The 17,183-nt window shown below is 72.3% G+C and carries 20 protein-coding genes; 11 read left to right on the top strand and 9 right to left on the bottom strand.

Features of this window, described 5'->3' with window-relative positions:
* Window positions 1-159 precede the first annotated feature (159 nt).
* The 3 genes from ACWIGU_RS19675 (at window position 160) to ACWIGU_RS19665 (ending at window position 3,606) form a co-directional block, all read left to right on the top strand.
* Window positions 160-837: a class II aldolase/adducin family protein gene (locus ACWIGU_RS19675; RefSeq protein ID WP_454402531.1), complete on the top strand. Its 678-nt coding sequence runs from the start codon at window positions 160-162 to the stop codon at window positions 835-837.
* A gap of 69 nt (window positions 838-906) precedes the next feature.
* The gene (locus ACWIGU_RS19670; RefSeq protein WP_454402529.1) at window positions 907-2,034 is read left to right on the top strand and encodes an alpha/beta hydrolase; all 1,128 of its coding nucleotides are present in this window, start codon (window positions 907-909) and stop codon (window positions 2,032-2,034) included.
* Window positions 2,035-2,190: 156 nt separating this feature from the next.
* Window positions 2,191-3,606 (top strand): hypothetical protein, encoded by a 1,416-nt coding sequence (locus ACWIGU_RS19665; RefSeq protein ID WP_454402527.1) that lies wholly within the window; start codon window positions 2,191-2,193, stop codon window positions 3,604-3,606.
* A gap of 16 nt (window positions 3,607-3,622) precedes the next feature.
* On the opposite strand, the gene ACWIGU_RS19660 is transcribed toward ACWIGU_RS19665, so the two are convergent.
* Window positions 3,623-4,039, bottom strand: a complete 417-nt coding sequence (locus tag ACWIGU_RS19660; protein ID WP_454402525.1) for a VOC family protein — start codon at window positions 4,037-4,039, stop codon at window positions 3,623-3,625.
* Window positions 4,040-4,130: 91 nt separating this feature from the next.
* Entirely contained in the window at window positions 4,131-5,009 is an 879-nt protein-coding gene (gene ypfJ / locus ACWIGU_RS19655) for a KPN_02809 family neutral zinc metallopeptidase (RefSeq protein WP_454402523.1), read from the bottom strand.
* A 223-nt stretch (window positions 5,010-5,232) separates the two neighbouring features.
* On the opposite strand from ypfJ, the gene ACWIGU_RS19650 reads away from it, so the two are divergent.
* The 3 genes from ACWIGU_RS19650 (at window position 5,233) to ACWIGU_RS19640 (ending at window position 8,416) form a co-directional block, all read left to right on the top strand.
* The gene (locus tag ACWIGU_RS19650; RefSeq protein ID WP_454402521.1) at window positions 5,233-6,831 is read left to right on the top strand and encodes an ABC-F family ATP-binding cassette domain-containing protein; all 1,599 of its coding nucleotides are present in this window, start codon (window positions 5,233-5,235) and stop codon (window positions 6,829-6,831) included.
* Window positions 6,832-7,236: 405 nt separating this feature from the next.
* Complete coding sequence (locus ACWIGU_RS19645) at window positions 7,237-7,461, top strand: helix-turn-helix domain-containing protein (protein WP_189492003.1); 225 nt, start codon at window positions 7,237-7,239, stop codon at window positions 7,459-7,461.
* Between the two features lie 142 nt (window positions 7,462-7,603).
* Window positions 7,604-8,416 carry an enoyl-CoA hydratase/isomerase family protein gene (locus ACWIGU_RS19640; protein ID WP_454402519.1) on the top strand — a complete coding sequence of 271 codons (813 nt, stop codon included), beginning with the start codon at window positions 7,604-7,606 and terminating at the stop codon, window positions 8,414-8,416.
* A gap of 33 nt (window positions 8,417-8,449) precedes the next feature.
* Here ACWIGU_RS19640 and ACWIGU_RS19635 read toward each other — a convergent pair whose 3' ends face one another.
* A complete protein-coding gene (locus ACWIGU_RS19635) occupies window positions 8,450-9,184 on the bottom strand; it encodes a nucleopolyhedrovirus P10 family protein (RefSeq protein ID WP_454402517.1) in 735 nt (244 codons plus the stop codon).
* Window positions 9,185-9,301: 117 nt separating this feature from the next.
* On the opposite strand from ACWIGU_RS19635, the gene ACWIGU_RS19630 reads away from it, so the two are divergent.
* From ACWIGU_RS19630 to amaP, 5 genes are read left to right on the top strand one after another with little or no spacing between them, the layout of a single operon-like run.
* Window positions 9,302-9,763, top strand: coding sequence for an Asp23/Gls24 family envelope stress response protein (locus tag ACWIGU_RS19630; protein WP_454402515.1), 462 nt, complete (start codon window positions 9,302-9,304; stop codon window positions 9,761-9,763).
* Window positions 9,764-9,802: 39 nt separating this feature from the next.
* A complete protein-coding gene (locus ACWIGU_RS19625; protein ID WP_454402513.1) occupies window positions 9,803-9,988 on the top strand; it encodes a hypothetical protein in 186 nt (61 codons plus the stop codon).
* A 3-nt stretch (window positions 9,989-9,991) separates the two neighbouring features.
* On the top strand, window positions 9,992-10,336 hold the full coding sequence (locus ACWIGU_RS19620; protein ID WP_454402511.1) for a hypothetical protein: 345 nt from the start codon (window positions 9,992-9,994) through the stop codon (window positions 10,334-10,336).
* Window positions 10,333-10,995, top strand: coding sequence for a DUF6286 domain-containing protein (locus ACWIGU_RS19615; RefSeq protein ID WP_454402510.1), 663 nt, complete (start codon window positions 10,333-10,335; stop codon window positions 10,993-10,995). Before ACWIGU_RS19620 ends, ACWIGU_RS19615 begins: the two co-directional genes overlap by 4 nt.
* On the top strand, window positions 10,992-11,579 hold the full coding sequence (amaP, locus tag ACWIGU_RS19610; RefSeq protein ID WP_454402508.1) for an alkaline shock response membrane anchor protein AmaP: 588 nt from the start codon (window positions 10,992-10,994) through the stop codon (window positions 11,577-11,579). The genes ACWIGU_RS19615 and amaP overlap by 4 nt, the downstream gene beginning before the upstream one ends.
* Before the next feature lie 65 nt (window positions 11,580-11,644).
* On the opposite strand, the gene ACWIGU_RS19605 is transcribed toward amaP, so the two are convergent.
* The 6 genes from ACWIGU_RS19605 to ACWIGU_RS19580 form a co-directional block, all read right to left on the bottom strand.
* Window positions 11,645-12,400 (bottom strand): SDR family oxidoreductase, encoded by a 756-nt coding sequence (locus tag ACWIGU_RS19605; RefSeq protein WP_454402506.1) that lies wholly within the window; start codon window positions 12,398-12,400, stop codon window positions 11,645-11,647.
* Window positions 12,401-12,405: 5 nt separating this feature from the next.
* Window positions 12,406-14,190 (bottom strand): glycoside hydrolase family 15 protein, encoded by a 1,785-nt coding sequence (locus ACWIGU_RS19600; RefSeq protein WP_454402504.1) that lies wholly within the window; start codon window positions 14,188-14,190, stop codon window positions 12,406-12,408.
* Between the two features lie 89 nt (window positions 14,191-14,279).
* The gene (locus tag ACWIGU_RS19595; RefSeq protein ID WP_454402502.1) at window positions 14,280-15,074 is read right to left on the bottom strand and encodes an SURF1 family cytochrome oxidase biogenesis protein; all 795 of its coding nucleotides are present in this window, start codon (window positions 15,072-15,074) and stop codon (window positions 14,280-14,282) included.
* Window positions 15,075-15,129: 55 nt separating this feature from the next.
* Window positions 15,130-15,363, bottom strand: a complete 234-nt coding sequence (locus ACWIGU_RS19590) for a hypothetical protein (protein WP_100592621.1) — start codon at window positions 15,361-15,363, stop codon at window positions 15,130-15,132.
* Window positions 15,364-15,426: 63 nt separating this feature from the next.
* On the bottom strand, window positions 15,427-16,422 hold the full coding sequence (locus ACWIGU_RS19585; protein ID WP_454402500.1) for a DEDDh family exonuclease: 996 nt from the start codon (window positions 16,420-16,422) through the stop codon (window positions 15,427-15,429).
* A gap of 61 nt (window positions 16,423-16,483) precedes the next feature.
* The gene (locus tag ACWIGU_RS19580; RefSeq protein WP_454402498.1) at window positions 16,484-17,113 is read right to left on the bottom strand and encodes a TetR/AcrR family transcriptional regulator; all 630 of its coding nucleotides are present in this window, start codon (window positions 17,111-17,113) and stop codon (window positions 16,484-16,486) included.
* Window positions 17,114-17,183 lie beyond the last annotated feature (70 nt).

Below are 17,183 nucleotides of genomic sequence, written 5' to 3'. Positions count from 1 at the left end.
GCTACCGGAAGATCCCCCTGAGCCCGTCGATCTCCAGCCAATCGTTTCCAGGCGGGCATTCATGCCCATTCGTGCGCTTCCGGACTCCTCGGCTCCGCACTAAAGTGCCCGGGCGCCACGATCCGCACCGGCCCGCCGGGCGGCTGGCAGGATGCGGGCATGGCGCAGGAACCGGTCGAGACAGGGCAGGGCGCGGACGGACTCGCGCAGGCATGGAGCGCGCTCGTGGCGACGGCCCGGCGCACCGTCACCGATGGCCTCGTCGTCGGGACCTCGGGAAACGTCTCGGTGCGCATCGGCGACACCGTCCTCGTCACGCCCAGCGGGGTCCCCTACGACGAGCTCACCCCGGACGACCTCGTCGCCGTCGGCCTCGACGGCGGGCAGCGCGCCGGAACCCTGACCCCGACCAGCGAACTCCCGATGCATCTGGCGGTCTACCGCGCGACGCCCGCCCGCGCCGTCGTGCACACCCACGCGGTCCACGCCACCGCCGTCTCCACCCTCGTGCCCGAGCTCCCGCTCATCCACTACATGGCCGCGGCCCTCGGCGGACCCGTCCGGGTTGCCCCGTATGCGACGTACGGCACCGAGCGGCTGGCCGAGAACGTGCTCGACGCTCTCAAGGGGCGGACGGGCTGCCTGCTCCAGAACCACGGCACCCTCACCTACGGCGACACCCTCGCCGCCGCCTACGACCGCACGGCCCAGCTCGAATGGCTGTGCCGCGTCTGGCTCACCGCGAGCGCCCATCCCCACCACACGCCGACGCTCCTCACCCGCGACCAGGTGCGCGAGGTGGAGGAGAAGCTGCGGGGGTACGGGCAGCCGGGCTGAACCGGCACCCGTCGGCCCGCCGGCCCCGCCCCACTGGCCGGTCGGAGCCCGGGCGCGGACACTGGGACGGTGCGCACCGCCAGAGCGACGGCCGCTGCCGTCACCGCAGTCATCGGTGCCGGCGCGGCCGCGATCGCGGTCGGCCGGTTCGCCAGCGATGCCGCCCTCAAGGCGCCCGCGGGCCGGCCCCTGCCCACCGAGCCACGCCTCACCGTCCACGCCACCGCCGCGGGCCAGATCACGCTCACCCGCGACCTGGCCTCCCTGCGCCCGGGCACGTACGGCCTGAGCGGCGACGGATTCCACGCCGTGGTCGGGCCCGTACTCGAGTCAGCCCCGCACGCGGCGGACGCCGTCGTGCGCCGCCTGGAGCGCGTCACCCACGGCTCCCTCGAACCCGGCGCCAAGGCATGGCTCACCCCCCAGGTCCACATCGGCGACCCCAAGGCGGCACTCGGCCTCGACCACGCCGATATCGATATCCCCGGCGAACTGGGCGCGCTCCCCGCCTGGTTCCTCCCCGGAGCCCGCGACACCTGGGTCATCACCGTCCACGGCCTGGGCACCACACGCGAGCACCCCATGGTCCTCATGGACTTCCTGCACCGCCACCGCTTCCCCGTGCTCGCCCTCGCCTACCGCGGCGACCTCGGAGCTCCCCGCTCCCCGGACGGCCTCGGCCACCTCGGCGAGACGGAGTGGCGCGACCTGGACGCCGCGATCCGCTATGCCGTGCGCTACGGCGCGCAACGCGTCATCGTGCACGGCTGGTCGACCGGCGCCGCCATGGCCCTGCACGCGGCGTCCCATTCCGCTTTGCGCGACCGCATCCGCGGGCTCGTGCTCGACTCACCCGTCCTCGCCTGGGACGTGACGCTGCGTGCCCTCGCCGGGGCCCGCCGTGTCCCCGGGCCCCTGCTGCCCCTCGCGGTCCGCGCCGCCCAGGGCCGCACCGGGCTGCACGGCGACCGCCTCGACACCGCCGCCCACCCCGAGGCACTCAAGGTGCCCACGCTCGTGGTGCACGGCCCCGGCGACGAGATCGCCCCCTGGGCCCTGTCCCGCGAACTGGCCGCCCGGCGCCCCGACTTGGTCTCGCTGCACACGGTGGACGATGCCCCGCACGGAGCCATGTGGAACGCCGACCCGCAGACGTACGAGGAGACGCTCCGCCGCTTCCTCACCCCCCTCATGTAGCTCCTCACGGCTCCGTTTACGCGCGGGAAAGATGTGCAGGAAGGCCCGCGTAGACCCCCGGCGCACGCCGGTCCGCGGACCCTCCCGCGACGCCCGCAAAGAGCCCCGAAACGATTCCGTTTGGGTTTTCGGACCGTCAACCGGAAGACTGCCCCCGTGACGTCCCGTATCCCGCGCGACTCCAGGCTCCGACTCGTCCGCCCGCGCACCCTCGCCGCCGCCCCCGTGCGGACCGACGGAGTGGTGACCCAGGCACGCCCGCCCCGCCCGGCGCCCCGCCCGCCGGAGGGCACCCCACCCCCGGCGGAACTGGCCCGCATGGCCCGCCGCGGCCTCGCCGACGCCGTCCGCGTGGCCCGCTGGGCCGACGCCGTCCTCAGCCCCGGCAGCGGCCACGGCACCCCCGACGGCAGGGGCGCCCTGTCCCGCCCCACCGCCGAACGCGCGGCGGCCGACCTGGACCTGACCCCGCGACAGGTCCGCGCCGACTGGGACACCGCACGCCTCGCGGGCCTCGTCGAGGTGCACGGCGACAGCGCGCGCCCCGGCTGGCGCCTGCGCGCCTGGGACCGCGACGACACCGCCGTGCTGCGCGGCTGGGTCGCGCTGTTCGACGCCTGGTCCCTGGCCCACCCCGCCGGCGAGAGCCTGGAGGCCGCCGCGGTCGCCGAGGTCGTCTCGGCGATGCCCCAGGTGCTCTCCCTCCTCCAGCTCTCGGCCGGCCCGGTCCCCGTACCGCAGCTCCTCGATCTGCTCGGCCAGCGCGTCGAGGAACTGCGCACGGAACGCTGCGAGATCCCCTACGGCCCGCAGCCCGAGCCCGCCGACACCGCGACCGCCACCACCGGCACCCCCCTCCCCCCGCTCCTCGACTGGGCCCTGCACGGCCTCGCCGCCGTCGGCGCCCTCACCTACGCCGACGGCCAGGCCACCCTCACGCCGCTCGGCAGCTGGGCGGTCTGGGTCAAGCTGGAGCAGATCTGCGTGGCCGCCCAGTCCCCGGCGGGCAACATCGAGCAGTCCGCCGACGCCATGCTCAGAGGCTGCGCACGGCTGCGCCCGAACGCGGCCCGCGCCGAATACCGCGCCTGGCTCGCCGCCCGCCCCGTCGGCAGCGCCGTCACCGAGCTGATCGCCGCCGCCCGCGGCGAGGACGCCCTGCTGCGCGGGCTCGCATTCGAGGCCCTGCGCGTCGTCGGAGCCCCCGCCGAGCCCGTCGTGCGGTCCGTCGCCGACGAGCCGCCCCTGCGCCCCTACGCGCTGCTGTGGCTCGCCGAGTACGAGGGAGCCGATCCCGAGGACGTCCACATGGTGCTGACCCGCGAGGAGACGACCTGGCTGTGGGTGGACACCGCGGCGGCCGTCGCGGACCACGGCGAGGCTCAGCTCCTCGTACGCCACCTGGAGTCCGCCGTGCAGCCCACGGTGCCGGCCCTCCTCGACGAGGTCCGGGCGGTCGGGCACCCGCGCACGGTCCAGGTCCTCGTCGCGCTGGCCGCCGCGCACCCGGACCCGGCGCTCGCCAAGGCAGTCCGCCGGGCCGCCTTCCAGGTGCACACCGGAGGCGCGTGACGCCGCGCCCCGGCGATCAGGCCGGTATCTGCGGCGCGTACGTCCCGAAGCTCCACACGTTGCCCTCGGCGTCCTTGGCCATGTAGTCCCGGGAGCCGTAGTCCTGGTCTGTCGGGGGCATCAGGATCTCCACGCCGTGCTCGACGGCCCGGCGGTGATGGGCGTCGACGTCGTCCACGACGACATAGATCCCGGTCGGGCCCGCGCCCTTCATGGCCTCGTCGAAGCGGCCGCCGCGGCCCTTCGAGCCGAGCATCACCGCGCCGTTCCCGTACGTCAGCTCGGCGTGCATCACCGAGCCGCCCTCGCCCTCGTACACGGCCGCGGCGGTGAAGCCGAACGCCGAGGTCAGCTGCTCGACCGCGGCCTTCGCGTCGGCGTACAGCAAGGACGGGTAGAAAGTCGCGCGCCCCTCGCCCTTCGTACCGCTCACTGTGCCCACTCCTTCGTCACCGGTCGGGACTGTACTGCCGAATCCAGACTGGCACCCGGCACTGACAATCCGCCCGGAGAGCCGGCCGCACTCACCGGAACGTGTTGCACTGCGCCATGTCGCCGGTGCGGTAGCCCTGGTAGAACCACTCCTGGCGCTGCTGGGACGAGCCGTGCGTCCAGGACTCGGGCGTCACCCGGCCCTGGAACTTCTCCTGGATCCGGTCGTCGCCGACGGCCGCCGCCGCGTCCAGGCCGTCGCGGATGTCCGCGTCGGTGAGGTTCGTGATCAGCGGCTTGCCGGTCTTGTCGTCGGGCGTCGTCGTCGCGTGGTGCGCCCACACCCCGGCGTAGCAGTCCGCCTGGAGCTCGACCCGCACCGCGTTGCTGTTCTGGCCCGTACGCCCGTCCTGGGAGCGCTGGAGCGTCCCCATCAGGTTCTGGACGTGGTGTCCGTACTCGTGCGCCACCACGTACGCCTGCGCGAAGGGTCCGCCGCTGGAGCCGAACTTGGTGCGCAGGTCGTTGAAGAAGCCCAGGTCCAGATAGACCTTGCGGTCGCCCGGGCAGTAGAACGGCCCGACCGCCGACGTCGCCGTGCCGCATGCCGTCTGGACCTGGCCGGTGAAGAACACGGTCTGCGCGGGGGAGTAGGTGCCCCTGCGGTCGCGGAACTCCTGACGCCAGTAGTCCTGGACGCTGTTGACGACCGCCACGATGCGGCAGTCCTCCTTGTTGTTCGCGTCCTGGCCCGTACGGCAGTCCTGGCTGACCTGGGCCGCGGACGAGACGGTGGTGTCGGGTTCGCCGCCGCCGGAGGACAGGCCGAATTCGTCGGTGCCGAAGAAGAGGGCGACCAGAAGGGCGAGCAGCCCCGCGAGGCCGCCGCCGACGGTCCGCCGGCCGCCGGGGATCCGGCGCCTGTCCTGGACCTCGGAGGTGTCCAGGTCGGCGTCGTCGTCGAACTGCATGGCCGCACCGCCCTCTGCCGCACGTCAGGGGCGGCGGCCCGCCGCCCAACGCCCACTATCGGACACTTCATGGCGGTCTGCCCCCCGGCCCCGGAACAGCACGGCGGAAAACTGTTTGCATCGCCCCGTTAGACTTGGCCCATGGCCATTCTCCGCACGCACTAGACGGCTCATCGCCCTCAGTAGCCCTTCCGCCGTCCAATCCCTGCTCAGGAGTCTGTCCGTGATCACCGCTTCGGCCATCGAGTTGCGCGCCGGCGCCCGCATCCTCATCGAGAACGCCACCTTCCGTATCGCCAAGGGCGACCGCATCGGCCTGGTCGGACGCAACGGCGCGGGCAAGACGACCCTCACCAAGTGCCTTGCCGGTGAAGGCACCCCGGCCGGCGGCACGATCGCCCGCTCCGGAGAGGTCGGCTACCTCCCGCAGGACCCCCGCACCGGAGACCTCGACGTCCTGGCCCGCGACCGCATCCTGTCCGCGCGCGGCCTGGACACCCTGATCCAGAAGATGCGGGACAACGAGCAGCGCATCGCCAACGGCACGGGCGCCACGCGCGCGAAGGCCCTCAAGCAGTACGAGCGCCAGGAGACGGAGTTCCTCACCAAGGGCGGATACGCCGCCGAGGCCGAGGCCGCCACCATCGCCGCCGCGCTCAACCTGCCCGACCGCGTGCTCGGCCAGCCCCTGCACACGCTCTCCGGCGGTCAGCGCCGCCGTATCGAGCTGGCCCGCATCCTCTTCTCGGACGCCGACACCCTGCTCCTCGACGAGCCCACGAACCACCTCGACGCCGACTCCATCGTCTGGCTGCGGGACTACCTCAGGACGTACCGCGGCGGCTTCATCGTGATCTCCCACGACGTGGACCTCGTCGAGACGGTCGTCAACAAGGTGTTCTACCTGGACGCGAACCGCTCCCAGATCGACGTCTACAACATGGGCTGGAAGCTCTACCAGCAGCAGCGCGAGGCCGACGAGAAGCGCCGCAAGCGCGAGCGCCAGAACGCCGAGAAGAAGGCCGCGGCCCTCAACTCCCAGGCCGACAAGATGCGCGCCAAGGCGACCAAGACCGTCGCCGCGCAGAACATGGCCAAGCGCGCCGACCGGCTGCTCGCCGGGCTCGAGGCGGTCCGCGTCTCCGACAAGGTCGCCAAGCTGCGCTTCCCCGAGCCCTCGCCGTGCGGCAAGACGCCGCTGATGGCCGAGGGCCTGTCGAAGTCGTACGGCTCCCTGGAGATCTTCACCGACGTCGACCTGGCCATCGACAAGGGCTCGCGCGTCGTCATCCTCGGCCTCAACGGCGCCGGCAAGACCACCCTGCTCCGGCTGCTCGGCGGCGCCGAGAAGCCGGACACCGGCGAGGTCATCGAGGGTCACGGCCTCAAGCTCGGCTACTACGCGCAGGAGCACGAGACCCTCGACCCCGAGCGCACGGTCCTGGAGAACATGCGCTCCGCCGCCCCCGACCTGGACCTGGTCGAGGTGCGTAAGACGCTGGGCTCGTTCCTGTTCTCCGGGGACGACGTCGACAAGCCGGCCGGTGTCCTGTCCGGCGGCGAGAAGACCCGCCTCGCGCTCGCGACGCTCGTCGTGTCCTCCGCGAACGTCCTGCTTCTCGACGAGCCCACGAACAACCTCGACCCGGCCAGCCGCGAGGAGATCCTCGGCGCGCTGCGCACCTACAAGGGCGCCGTCGTCCTCGTCACCCACGACGAGGGCGCCGTGGACGCGCTCCAGCCGGAGCGGATCATCCTGCTGCCCGACGGCGTCGAGGACCTCTGGGGCCAGGACTACGCGGATCTGGTCAGCCTCGCCTGACCCGCCCACGTCCGCTTCTGCGCCCGCTTCCGGGCGCGCACGATCACGGTCGGCCGTCAGCACGGCTTGATCGAAAGGCTGATCCACTCGGTATGGATCATTCGGCCGATCCGTGATCCATCATCTGAGTGAGATCTCCTCGTACCGCGGTGTGTCCTACACGCATTCCGTCGCCGCATGCCGGCCGAAGCTCTTGTGCCGCCTGGCAAGGCGCTGACCTGGACCTTCGTGGGGAACCCCGTTTCCGGCCCCGCCCGGGTGCGCCCGGAACCCTCCGTTCCACTCGTGTCGGCCGCTTCCCGGCCGCACAAGCTCGTCGTACGGACCTTGCCGAATGGGTGGCCAGGAAGCCCGGGAGGGGTGATCATGAGAAGTCCAGAGCGCACTTCCCATGAGGAGGCACGGGTGGCCGAGACTCTGAAGAAGGGCAGCCGGGTAACCGGCGCCGCGCGCGACAAGCTCGCGGCAGACCTGAAGAAGAAGTACGACTCCGGTGCGAGCATCCGAGCGCTGGCCGAGGAAACCGGCCGCTCGTATGGGTTCGTGCACCGGATGCTCAGTGAGTCGGGAGTCACGCTGCGGGGTCGCGGCGGGGCTACACGCGGCAAGAAGGCGACCGCGGCCGGCTGACCCGGGCAGTGCACACGCTTCGATGGTGACCACCCGGTCGGTCCGCCGACCGGCCGGTTGGTTACTGTGCAGTAGTTTTAGGGCGTCGACACATCACGCGTCGCGCGGCCCTGTCTCACTGCGCACACCATCGGAGGCACGCATGGCTTCGCTCGACACCGGATCCGGCAAGATCGCACCGGTACTCGACAAGGACGGGGTCCGCCTCACCGTCGACGGCTCCATCGCCACGGTGACGCTGACCAACCCGGACAAGCGCAACGCCCAAAGTCCCGCTCTGTGGCGGGCGTTGGCCAACGCCGGGAAGTCCCTGCCGGGCAGCGTGCGCGTCGTCGTGCTGCGCGCGGAGGGACTCTCGTTCTCCGCGGGCCTCGACCGTCAGGCGTTCACGCCCGAGGGTTTCGACGGCGAGCCGTCCTTCATCGATCTGGCGCGCGGCTCCGACGACGTGCTCGACGACACCATCGCCGAGTACCAGGAGGCGTTCACCTGGTGGCGGCGCAGCGACCTCATCACGGTCGCCGCGGTGCAGGGACACGCGATCGGTGCCGGCTTCCAGCTCGCCCTCGCCTGCGATCTGCGGATCGCCGCCGAGGACGTGCAGTTCTCGATGCGCGAAACCAGCCTCGGTCTGGTGCCCGACCTCACCGGCACGCACCCCCTCGTCTCCCTCGTGGGATACGCGCGTGCCCTGGAGATCTGCGTCACCGGCCGCTACGTCCATGCCGACGAGGCCGGCCGCATCGGCCTGGCCAACCTCGTCGTGCCCGCCGAACAGCTCGACGCCGCCGCGCGCGACCTCGCCGGCGCACTCATCGCCGCGCCCCGCGACGCCGTCATCGAGACCAAGGCCCTGCTCCAGGGCGTCTGTGGACGCTCGTACGAGGAGCAGCGCACCGCCGAGCGCGCCGCACAGGGACGCCGGCTCCGGGACCTCGCGGGCCTCGGCGACTGACGCGACCCGCGCATGACCCGGGCCGGACGGCCCTCAGCTCACGGCGGTCACCAGAACGGCCACTGACGGACCATCCGCAAGGGCCTCGGTGACCGCCGTCCGCACGTCCCGCGCCACGTCGAGCACCCGCCGCCGGCCCGACACGGCCAGTTCGATCCGCACATGGCGGCGCGGCAGCGTGGCCGCACCCTCGGGACGCTCCCCGATGTGCACCGCGCGCCCCAGGCCGCCCAGCGAACCGGTCAGCCGCGCCACCCCCGGCACGGAGAGCGCGGCCTGTCCGGCCCGTTCCTCGTCACTGTCGGCCTTCGCCTGCCCGCCGTCCGCGATATCCGGCTCCGTATCCCCTGAGGCGGTCTCGGCCTCCGGACCGTCGTCGAGCAGCGCCGTCACCCGCAGGTCCACCTCCGCCACCGCGAGCCCGAGCCTGTCGGACGCCGCGCCGTCCAGGGCCGCGCGCAGCCGGGACGCGGCCGTGGGCAGCGGTTCGTCCGCCGCCGCCGCACACTCCGCGACAATCCTCAGCGGCCCCGGCGGCAGGGCACTCGGCGGCGCGGGCACCGCGGACTCGTAGGAACCGTCGGGGTCGGCGAGCTCGACGCGCAGGCTTCCCAGCCGCACCCCGTGCACCGACCGGACTGCCTGGCGCAACGCCGACCGCGCCGCCGACTCGGCCAGCCAGCACCCGTCGCGCGGCCCTCCGAGCGGTACCAGCCTGCCGAGTCCGAGCTGGTTCCGTACTGCCTGCGTCCATCGGTCAGCGCTCATTGCCCCAGCCTGCCGCATCCCTGGCGCGCGACCGGGCAACCGCACTTAGTGTGGGCGAAAGAGCAGTGACTCCCAGAGAACGGTCTGAGAGAACCTCTTCGAAAGGGACGACCCGCGATGAGCGACACCACAGAGAAGCCGGGCGAAGCGACCGGGAGCAGGGCCAGTGTGACCAAGCGGGGCGGGGGGTCCGCCGGGACGAGAGGGCGCACCACCATCGCCGACGGTGTGGTGGAGAAGATCGCCGGTCTCGCCGCGCGGGACGTCATGGGCGTGCACGCGATGGGCAGTGGCCTGTCCCGCACCTTCGGAGCCGTACGCGACCGGGTGCCCGGCGGCACCAAATCCGTGTCGCGCGGGGTGAAGGCCGAGGTCGGCGAGGTACAGACGGCGCTCGACCTGGAAATCGTCGTGGAGTACGGGGTGTCGATCGCCGACGTCGCCCGCGACGTGCGCGAGAACGTGGTCGCGGCCGTCGAGCGCATGACCGGCCTCGAGGTCGTCGAGGTCAACATCGCGGTGAGCGATGTGAAGCTGCCCGACGAAGAGGACGAGGAGCCGGAGTCCCGGCTTCAGTAACCATCCGCTCGCGAGCTTGCCCTTGAGGAGGAGCGCTCGATGCACCTGGCCGTGATCGGCATGATCGCCGGAATGGCTCTCGGATTCGCCGGATACTTCGGCGGCTTCGGGGCCTTCCTGCTGGTGGCGGCGCTCGGCGCCGTCGGTTTCGTCGTCGGCCGGTTCCTCGAGGGGGACCTGGAACCCGGCGACTTCTTCCGCACGCGCGGCGACCGGCGGCGGTGACCGGTGGCGACGCAGGTCGCGCCCGCCGAGCGCGGCGCGACCCGGATCGCCGACCGGGTCGTCGCGAAGATCGCCGCACAGGCGGCGCGTGAGGCGCTCCCCGCCGTTCCCACGGGCGGCAGCGCCCCGCACGCCACCGTCTCCGTGCGCCACGACATCGCCCATGTGCGCATCAGTCTCGAGCTGGACTACCCCGGCGACATCGGGACGCGGTGCGGCGCCGTGCGTCGCCGGGTCGCTGAGCGGGTAAAGGCGTTGGCGGGGATGGAGGTGCCCGAGGTGGCCGTCCAGGTGGAGCGGCTGCACTCGGAGCACGATCGCGGCGCGGCACAGCGGAGGATCCGATGAGCGAGCCCACACAGCCCCTGCCCGTCGTCGAACGCGGGCAGGACGAGCTCGACCGGTTCGGCCAGTCGGGATCCGCGGCCACGTACAAGGCGCTGCCCACGCCGGAGGGCGGGCACGGCAGCGGCCGCTTCTGGTCGCAGCGCCGGATCCCCGCCGCACTGGTCGCGGTCGTCCTCCTCGGTGCCTCCGGGATCTTGCTGTACGACATCGCCGCCGTGCGCGCCGGTCACTCGGCGATGCACTGGCGGCGCGCCCTCGCCCGTGAACTCGCCGAGCGGCCCCTGGACAACGTGTGGGTGCTGGTCGGCGCCGGGGTGGCCGCCGCGCTCGGGCTGTGGCTGATCGTGCTCGCCGCGACGCCCGGCCTTCGCGCCGTCCTGCCGATGCGCCGCACCCACACCGACGTACGCGCCGGACTGCACCGCGACGCGGCCGCCATGGTCCTGCGCGACCGGGCCATGGAGGTGGCGGGCGTGCAGTCCGTACGCGTCCGGATGAAGCGCTCCAAGGTCGAGGTGCGGGCCCTGTCGCACTTCCGTCAACTCGACGACGTACGCGCCGACTTGGACGCCGTGATCGGCGAGGCCGTCGAGGGTCTCGGTCTCACCTCCACGCCCGGCCTCTCCGTGCACGTGGCGCGGCCCGGAAAGAAGGGATGAGCCCCGTGCTCAGGACCGTGAACCGGGTCGTCGTCGGCCTCGCCGGACTGATCCTCGCCGTGTTCGCAGGGTCCGTGCTCGCCGTCGGACTCGGCGCGCCCCCGCCGTCCTGGTGGATCTACGACGGCCGGCACGACGTGCTGCTGAGCAAGGCGGACCGTTACCGGTGGCGCGACGACGGCTGGTGGTGGCCGGTCGTCATCGCCGTGCTCGCCGTCTGTGTGCTGCTCGCCCTGTGGTGGCTGGTCGCCCAGCTGCGCCGGCGCCGGCTCTCCGAGGTCCTCGTCGACACGGGGGACGGCGAGGGCGCGCTGCTGCGCGGCCGCGCGCTCGAAGGGGTCCTCGCCAGTGAGGCGGAGTCGCTCGACGGCGTGGAGAGCGCCGGGGTCGTCCTGACCGGGCGGCGTTCCGCACCCCAGGTACGCATGGGCCTGCTCCTCGAACCGCACGCGGAGCCGGGAGCGGCCCTCCAGAAGATCAGCGAGGAGGCCCTGGGCCACGCGCGGGACTCCGCCGGGCTCGCCGCCCTGCCGGCCGAGGTGCGGCTCCGCGCGGTGAAGCACCGCGCGGAGCGCGTGAGTTGAGCCCGTGACTCGGACCCCGTGACGCAGAACCCGTAACCCGGACCCGTAACTCAGAGGCCGACTGCTCAGAAGCCGTGTCGGGAGCCGCCGTCCACCGGGAGCATCACGCCCGTGAGGTACGACGCGGCGGGCGAGAGGAAGAACGCGGCGGCGCGGCCGAACTCCTCCGGCCGGCCGTAGCGGCGCAGCGGGATGCGCGCCTCGTTGGCGGCGCGGGTCGCCTCCGGGTCGGCGGACAGGCCGTCGAGCTCGCGGACCCGGTCCGTGTCGATGCGCGCCGGGAGCAGCCCGACGACGCGGATGCCGAGCGGACCCAGCTCGTCCGCGAGGGACTTCGCGAAGCCGGCGAGACCGGGGCGCAGACTGTTGGAGATGGTCAGGCCGGGGATCGGCTCGTGCACGGAGCCGGAGAGCACGAAGCCGATGACTCCGCCCTCACCGAGCTCGGCCGCGGCCGAGCGGGCGAGCCGCACGGCGCCGAGGAAGACCGACTCGAAGGCCGACTCCCACTGCTCGTCGGTGTTGTCCGCCAGGAAGCCGGGGGCCGGCCCGCCGACGCTGATCAGTACGCCGTCGAAGCCGCCGAAGTTCTCGCGCGCGGCCTCGATCAGGCGCCGGGCGACATCGGGGTCGGCGTTGTCGGCGGCGACGCCAACGGCGTTCTCGCCGAGCGTTTCGGCGGCCTCGGCCACCCGCTTCTCGTCCCGCCCGGTGATGATCACCTTCGCGCCGTCGGCGACGAGCTCACGCGCGGCGGCGTTGCCCAGGCCACGGGTGGCTCCGGTGACGACGTAGACACGGTCCTTCAGTCCAAGATCCATGGGTCCTATCCTGCCTCGCCGGTCCCGAACAGGGTGAGGGCGGTCCCCACCAGGCCGATATGGCTGAACGCCTGCGGGAAGTTCCCGAGCTGGCGCCCCGACAGGGGGTCGTACTCCTCGGAGAGCAGCCCCACGTCGTTGCCGATCCCGCAGAGCTTGTCGAACAGCTCGCGGGCCTCCTGCGTACGCCCCGTCAGATGCAGCGCGTCGGCGAGCCAGAACGAGCAGACGAGGAACGTGCCCTCGCGGCCGGGGAGTCCGTCGAGGCCGGTCGCCTCGGCGCTGTAGCGGCGCATGAAGCCGTCGTGGGAGAGCTCTTCGCGGACCGCCTCGACGGTGCCGACGACGCGCGGGTCGTCGGGCGGCAGGAAGCCGACGCGGGGAATGAGCAGCAGCGAGGCGTCGAGCGCGGTCGAGCCGTAGTACTGGGTGAACGTGTTGCGTTCCGGGTCGTATCCGCGCGCCAGCACGTCACGGTGGATGTCGTCGCGCAGCTGCCTTATGGCGTCGAGATCGCCCGAAAGGCCGGGCTCCTCCTCCAGGGCGCAGACGATACGGTCGGCTGCCACCCACGCCATCACCTTGGAGTGCACGAAGTGCCGGCGCGGGCCGCGGACCTCCCAGATCCCCTGGTCGGGCCGGCGCCACGCGGTGCTCAGGAACCCCACGAGGGCCAGCTGCAGCCGCCACGCGTGCGGTTCGGACGGCATGCCCGCCAGCCGCGCCAGGGCGAGCGAGTCGATCACTTCCCCGTACACGTCGAGCTGGAGCTGGTGCGCGGCGTCGTTGCCCGCGCGTACGGGGACGGAGCGGCCGTATCCGGTCAGCCACGGGAGTTCGATCTCGGGCAGCCGGCGCTCGCCCGAGAGTCCGTACATGATCTGCAGGTCCGCGGGATCGCCCGCGACCGCGCGCAGCAGCCAGTCACGCCACGCCATGGCCTCGTCCAGATAGCCCGCCGACACGAGCGCGCCCAGCGTGAGCGTCGAGTCGCGCAGCCAGCAGTAGCGGTAGTCCCAGTTGCGCACGCCGCCGAGCTCCTCCGGCAGCGAGGTCGTCGGCGCGGCGACGATCCCGCCGGTCGGCTCGAACGTGAGCGCCTTCAGGGTGAGCAGGGAGCGCAGGACCGCGTCCTTGTGCGGGCCCTCGTAGCGGCACTGCGCCGACCACTGCTCCCACTCCTCCTGGGAGCCGCGCAGGGACTCGAACGGGTCGATGAGGCCCGGGCGCGGCTCGTGCGACGGGTGCCAGGTCAGCACGAACGCGACGGACTCACCCTCTTCGACGGTGAACTCGGAGTGCGTGGTGAGGTCCTTGCCCCAGGTGCGCACGGGGGGTTCGCTGCGCAGCCACATCGAGTCGGGCCCCGCGACGGCCACGCGGTGGCCGTCGGACCTGCGCACCCACGGCACGATCGACCCGTAGTCGAAGCGCAGACGCAGAGTGCTGAGCATCGTGACGCGGCCCCGGACCCCCTCGACGATGCGCACGAGGTCGGGGGCCTGGTCGCGCTGCGGCATCAGGTCGGTGACCCGGACGCTGCCCTCGTCGGTGTCCCACTCCGAGTCGAGGATCAGGGTGCCGGGGCGGTAGGAGCGGCGTGTGCAGTCGCCCCCGTCCTTCGGGCCGAGCCGCCAGTGGCCGTTCTCCTCCTTGCCCACGAGCGCCGCGAAACACGCCGCCGAGTCGAAGCGCGGGAGGCAGAGCCAGTCGACGGAGCCGCCACGGGAGATGAGGGCGGCCGTCTGCTGGTCGCCGATGAGCGCGTAGTCCTCAAGGGGTCGGTGCACGTGAGCCGGGTTCCCGGCGGACGGGGCCGCCAATCCCACCGGGGGCCGGGCGGGTGAGGGCGAAGGCGCGTGCGGGGGTGGGCCCGGGCCTACACGGTGGCGGGCTCGGGGCCGGCCGGGGTCTCTTCCGCCGTCGCCGCCTCGGCGCGGTCGCGGCGCTCGCGCCGGACAAGGACGACGAAGCCGACGGGCACGGCCGCGGCGAACAGCCACCACTGGACCGCGTACGCCATGTGCGGGCCGATGTCGCTGTGGTTGGGCGTCGGGATCAGCTGGGGGGTGTTGTGCTTCGGCTCGGGCGACGTCTGCTCGATGAACCCGCCGAGGACCTGCTTGCCCAGCGCCTTGGTCTGCTGACCGCTGCTGATCAGCATGATCTGACGGTCCGGCAGGCCCTTGATGTCCTTGATGCCGCTCGCGGCGGTCGTCTCGTCGGCCATGAGGCGGCCGGTGACGGTGATCTCGCCGCGCGCGGGTGCCGGGATCTTCGGGAACGTGGTCTGCGCGCCGTCGGCCGGGATCCAGCCGCGGTTGACCAGGAGCACCTTGCCGTCGTCGAGGACGAACGGGGTCAGGACATGGAAGCCGACCTCGTCGTCTGTGTTCGTACGGCGCCGCACGACGACCTCGTGTGCGGTGTCGAACGTCCCCTTCGCGGAGACCCGGCGGTGGATCTCGGCCTGGGGAACGGGCTTCCCGGGGGAGGTGAGCCGCTCGGCGGGCAGCGGCTTCGCGGAGAGCGCGTCACCGATCTGCTGGTTCTGCGCGACGCGGTGCTCGTGACGGTGCAGCTGCCAGAAGCCCAGCTCGATCATCGTGGGGATGAGGAGAAGGGTGATGAGGGTGAGGATCACCCACTGCCGGGACAACAGGAAGCGGTACACCCCACGACCGTACAACTCGGTCGTGGGGCGACATCACGGGGGTGTGCCCGAGGGGTCAGACCTTGTCGACGATCCCCACCTTCCCCTCCGCGCGGGAGCAGTGCGCCCCGCAGTACCAGTGCCCGTCGACCTCCACTCCCTGCCCGACGATGCGGCACCGGCAGTGCTCGCAGATCGGTGCCATGCGGTGGATGGCGCAGGAGAAACAGTCGAACACGTGCACCGCGCCCTGCGCGTGCACCTCGAAGGACATTCCGTAGTCGTTTCCGCAGACCTCACAACGTGCCATGCGCCACAGGGTGGGCGTCGCGGTCGCGCGGGGCGAGCGGCGGGCGGGCGAGTCGCCGCGCAATCACCCGTCTGACGCCGGGGCCACGTCCCGCAGGAGCTGACCGAAGGCCGCCTCGTCGATGACCGGTGTCCCGTACTGCTTCGCCTTGACGGCCTTCGACGTGTACGAGTCGGGGTCGTTCGTGACGAGGACGCTGGTGAGCCGGGACAGGCTCGTCGCGATGTGCAGTCCGGCCTCGACGGCGCGGTCCTCCAGGAGTTCGCGGTCCACCGAGGTGTCTCCGGAGAACGCCACCCGCATGCCCTGCTTGAGCTGTTTGCCCGGTTCGTACCGTCCGGGGTTGGGGTACGGGCACGGCTGCCGTTTGCGCGAGGGGCGCCACGTCCCGCCGCCCCCGTACGAGGGCGACGACGGGGCCGAGCCCTGGCGGCCGATCCGTGCCGCGCCGTCCGTCCACTCCGTGAGCGGCCTGCACTCGAGCAGGGGCAGGCGCACCCCGCCGCTCGCGGCGGCCCGCAGGCTCGGCCGGAACGCCTCGGCGAGCACGCGTGCGTCGTCGAGAGCGTGGTGCGCGTTGCGCTGGACGACGCCGAAGTGCGCGGCGAGGGACTCCAGCTTGTGGTTGGGCAGCGGGAGCCCGAGCTCCTTGGACAGCGCGATGGTGCACAGGCGCTGGCGGACGGGGGCGGTGCTCTGCGCGCGGGCGTACTCGCGGGCGATCATCGACCAGTCGAAGACCGCGTTGTGCGCGACGAGCACGCGGCCGTCGAGCCGGGTCGCGAACTCCTCGGCGATGTCCTTGAAGAGGGGCGCGCCTTCGAGTACGTCGTTCGTCAGACCGTGGATCCAGACGGGGCCCGGGTCGCGCTCGGGGTTGACCAGCGTGTACCAGTGGTCCTCGACCTCGCCGCGCGCGTCGAGCCGGTAGACGGCCGCGGAGATTATCCGGTCGTCCCGGGAAAGGCCGGTGGTCTCCACGTCGACGACCGCGTATCCCTGCGGATACGCGGCCGGCCACGGAGCGGCGGACGCGGCGGTCGTCTGGTCTTCGAGCATGGTCCATGAGGATACGGGCCACGACCGACACCTCCGTCGCCCGGCCCCGGAACCACGTCCGTTATGTCCGCAACAGGCCTGACACCAGAGCCCTGACGGAGACGTCGAACACCTTCTCCGGGTCGGCCGGAAGGCTGAGCGCGCGGGCCAGCGTGGCGTCGCCCTCCGCCGGCCGCGCGCCCCACAGCTCCTCCTCGCCGGGCCGCTGCACGGGCGCGCGCTCGCGTTGACGCTCCACCAGGACATGGCCGACGACATGGAACTGCACCGCCCGTACGACCCCGGCGGCGCGGGTCCCGCGCAGGCCCGCGGCGTGCACCTCGCGCACGAGGACCTGTTGCGCGGGCAGGAACATCCGCTCGGTCAGGCCGCGTTCGTGGACCATCGCGACGAGGTGGGGATGGTCGCGCAGCTGCCGGCGCAGGGCGCGCGCGACGGAGACCACGCGCGCCTGCGGTGTGGCGCCGCGGGGGCGGATCTCGCCGAGGTCGGCGACGGTGCGCTCGACGAGAGCTTCGAGCAGCGACTCGCGGTTGCCGACGTGCCAGTAGATGGAGGTGACGGCGGTGCCGAGCTCGGCGGCGAGCTTGCGCATCGTCAGGGACTGCGGGCCCTGCTGTTTCACCAGCTTCGAGGCGGCGGCGAGTACCTGTTCCCGGTCGAGATGTGTGCGCGTGTCTTTACCCTTCACGGAAGCTGTTGTAACTGTGTTACAGAGCATCCGCAAGTGCACGCCCGTCCAGGCAAGTCCGCGCCGACGA

It is taken from the genome of Streptomyces sp. NPDC055400 (genome assembly GCF_053644375.1).
Note: the sequence above shows the minus strand (reverse complement) of the source record. Positions and strands in the feature narration are given on the sequence as shown.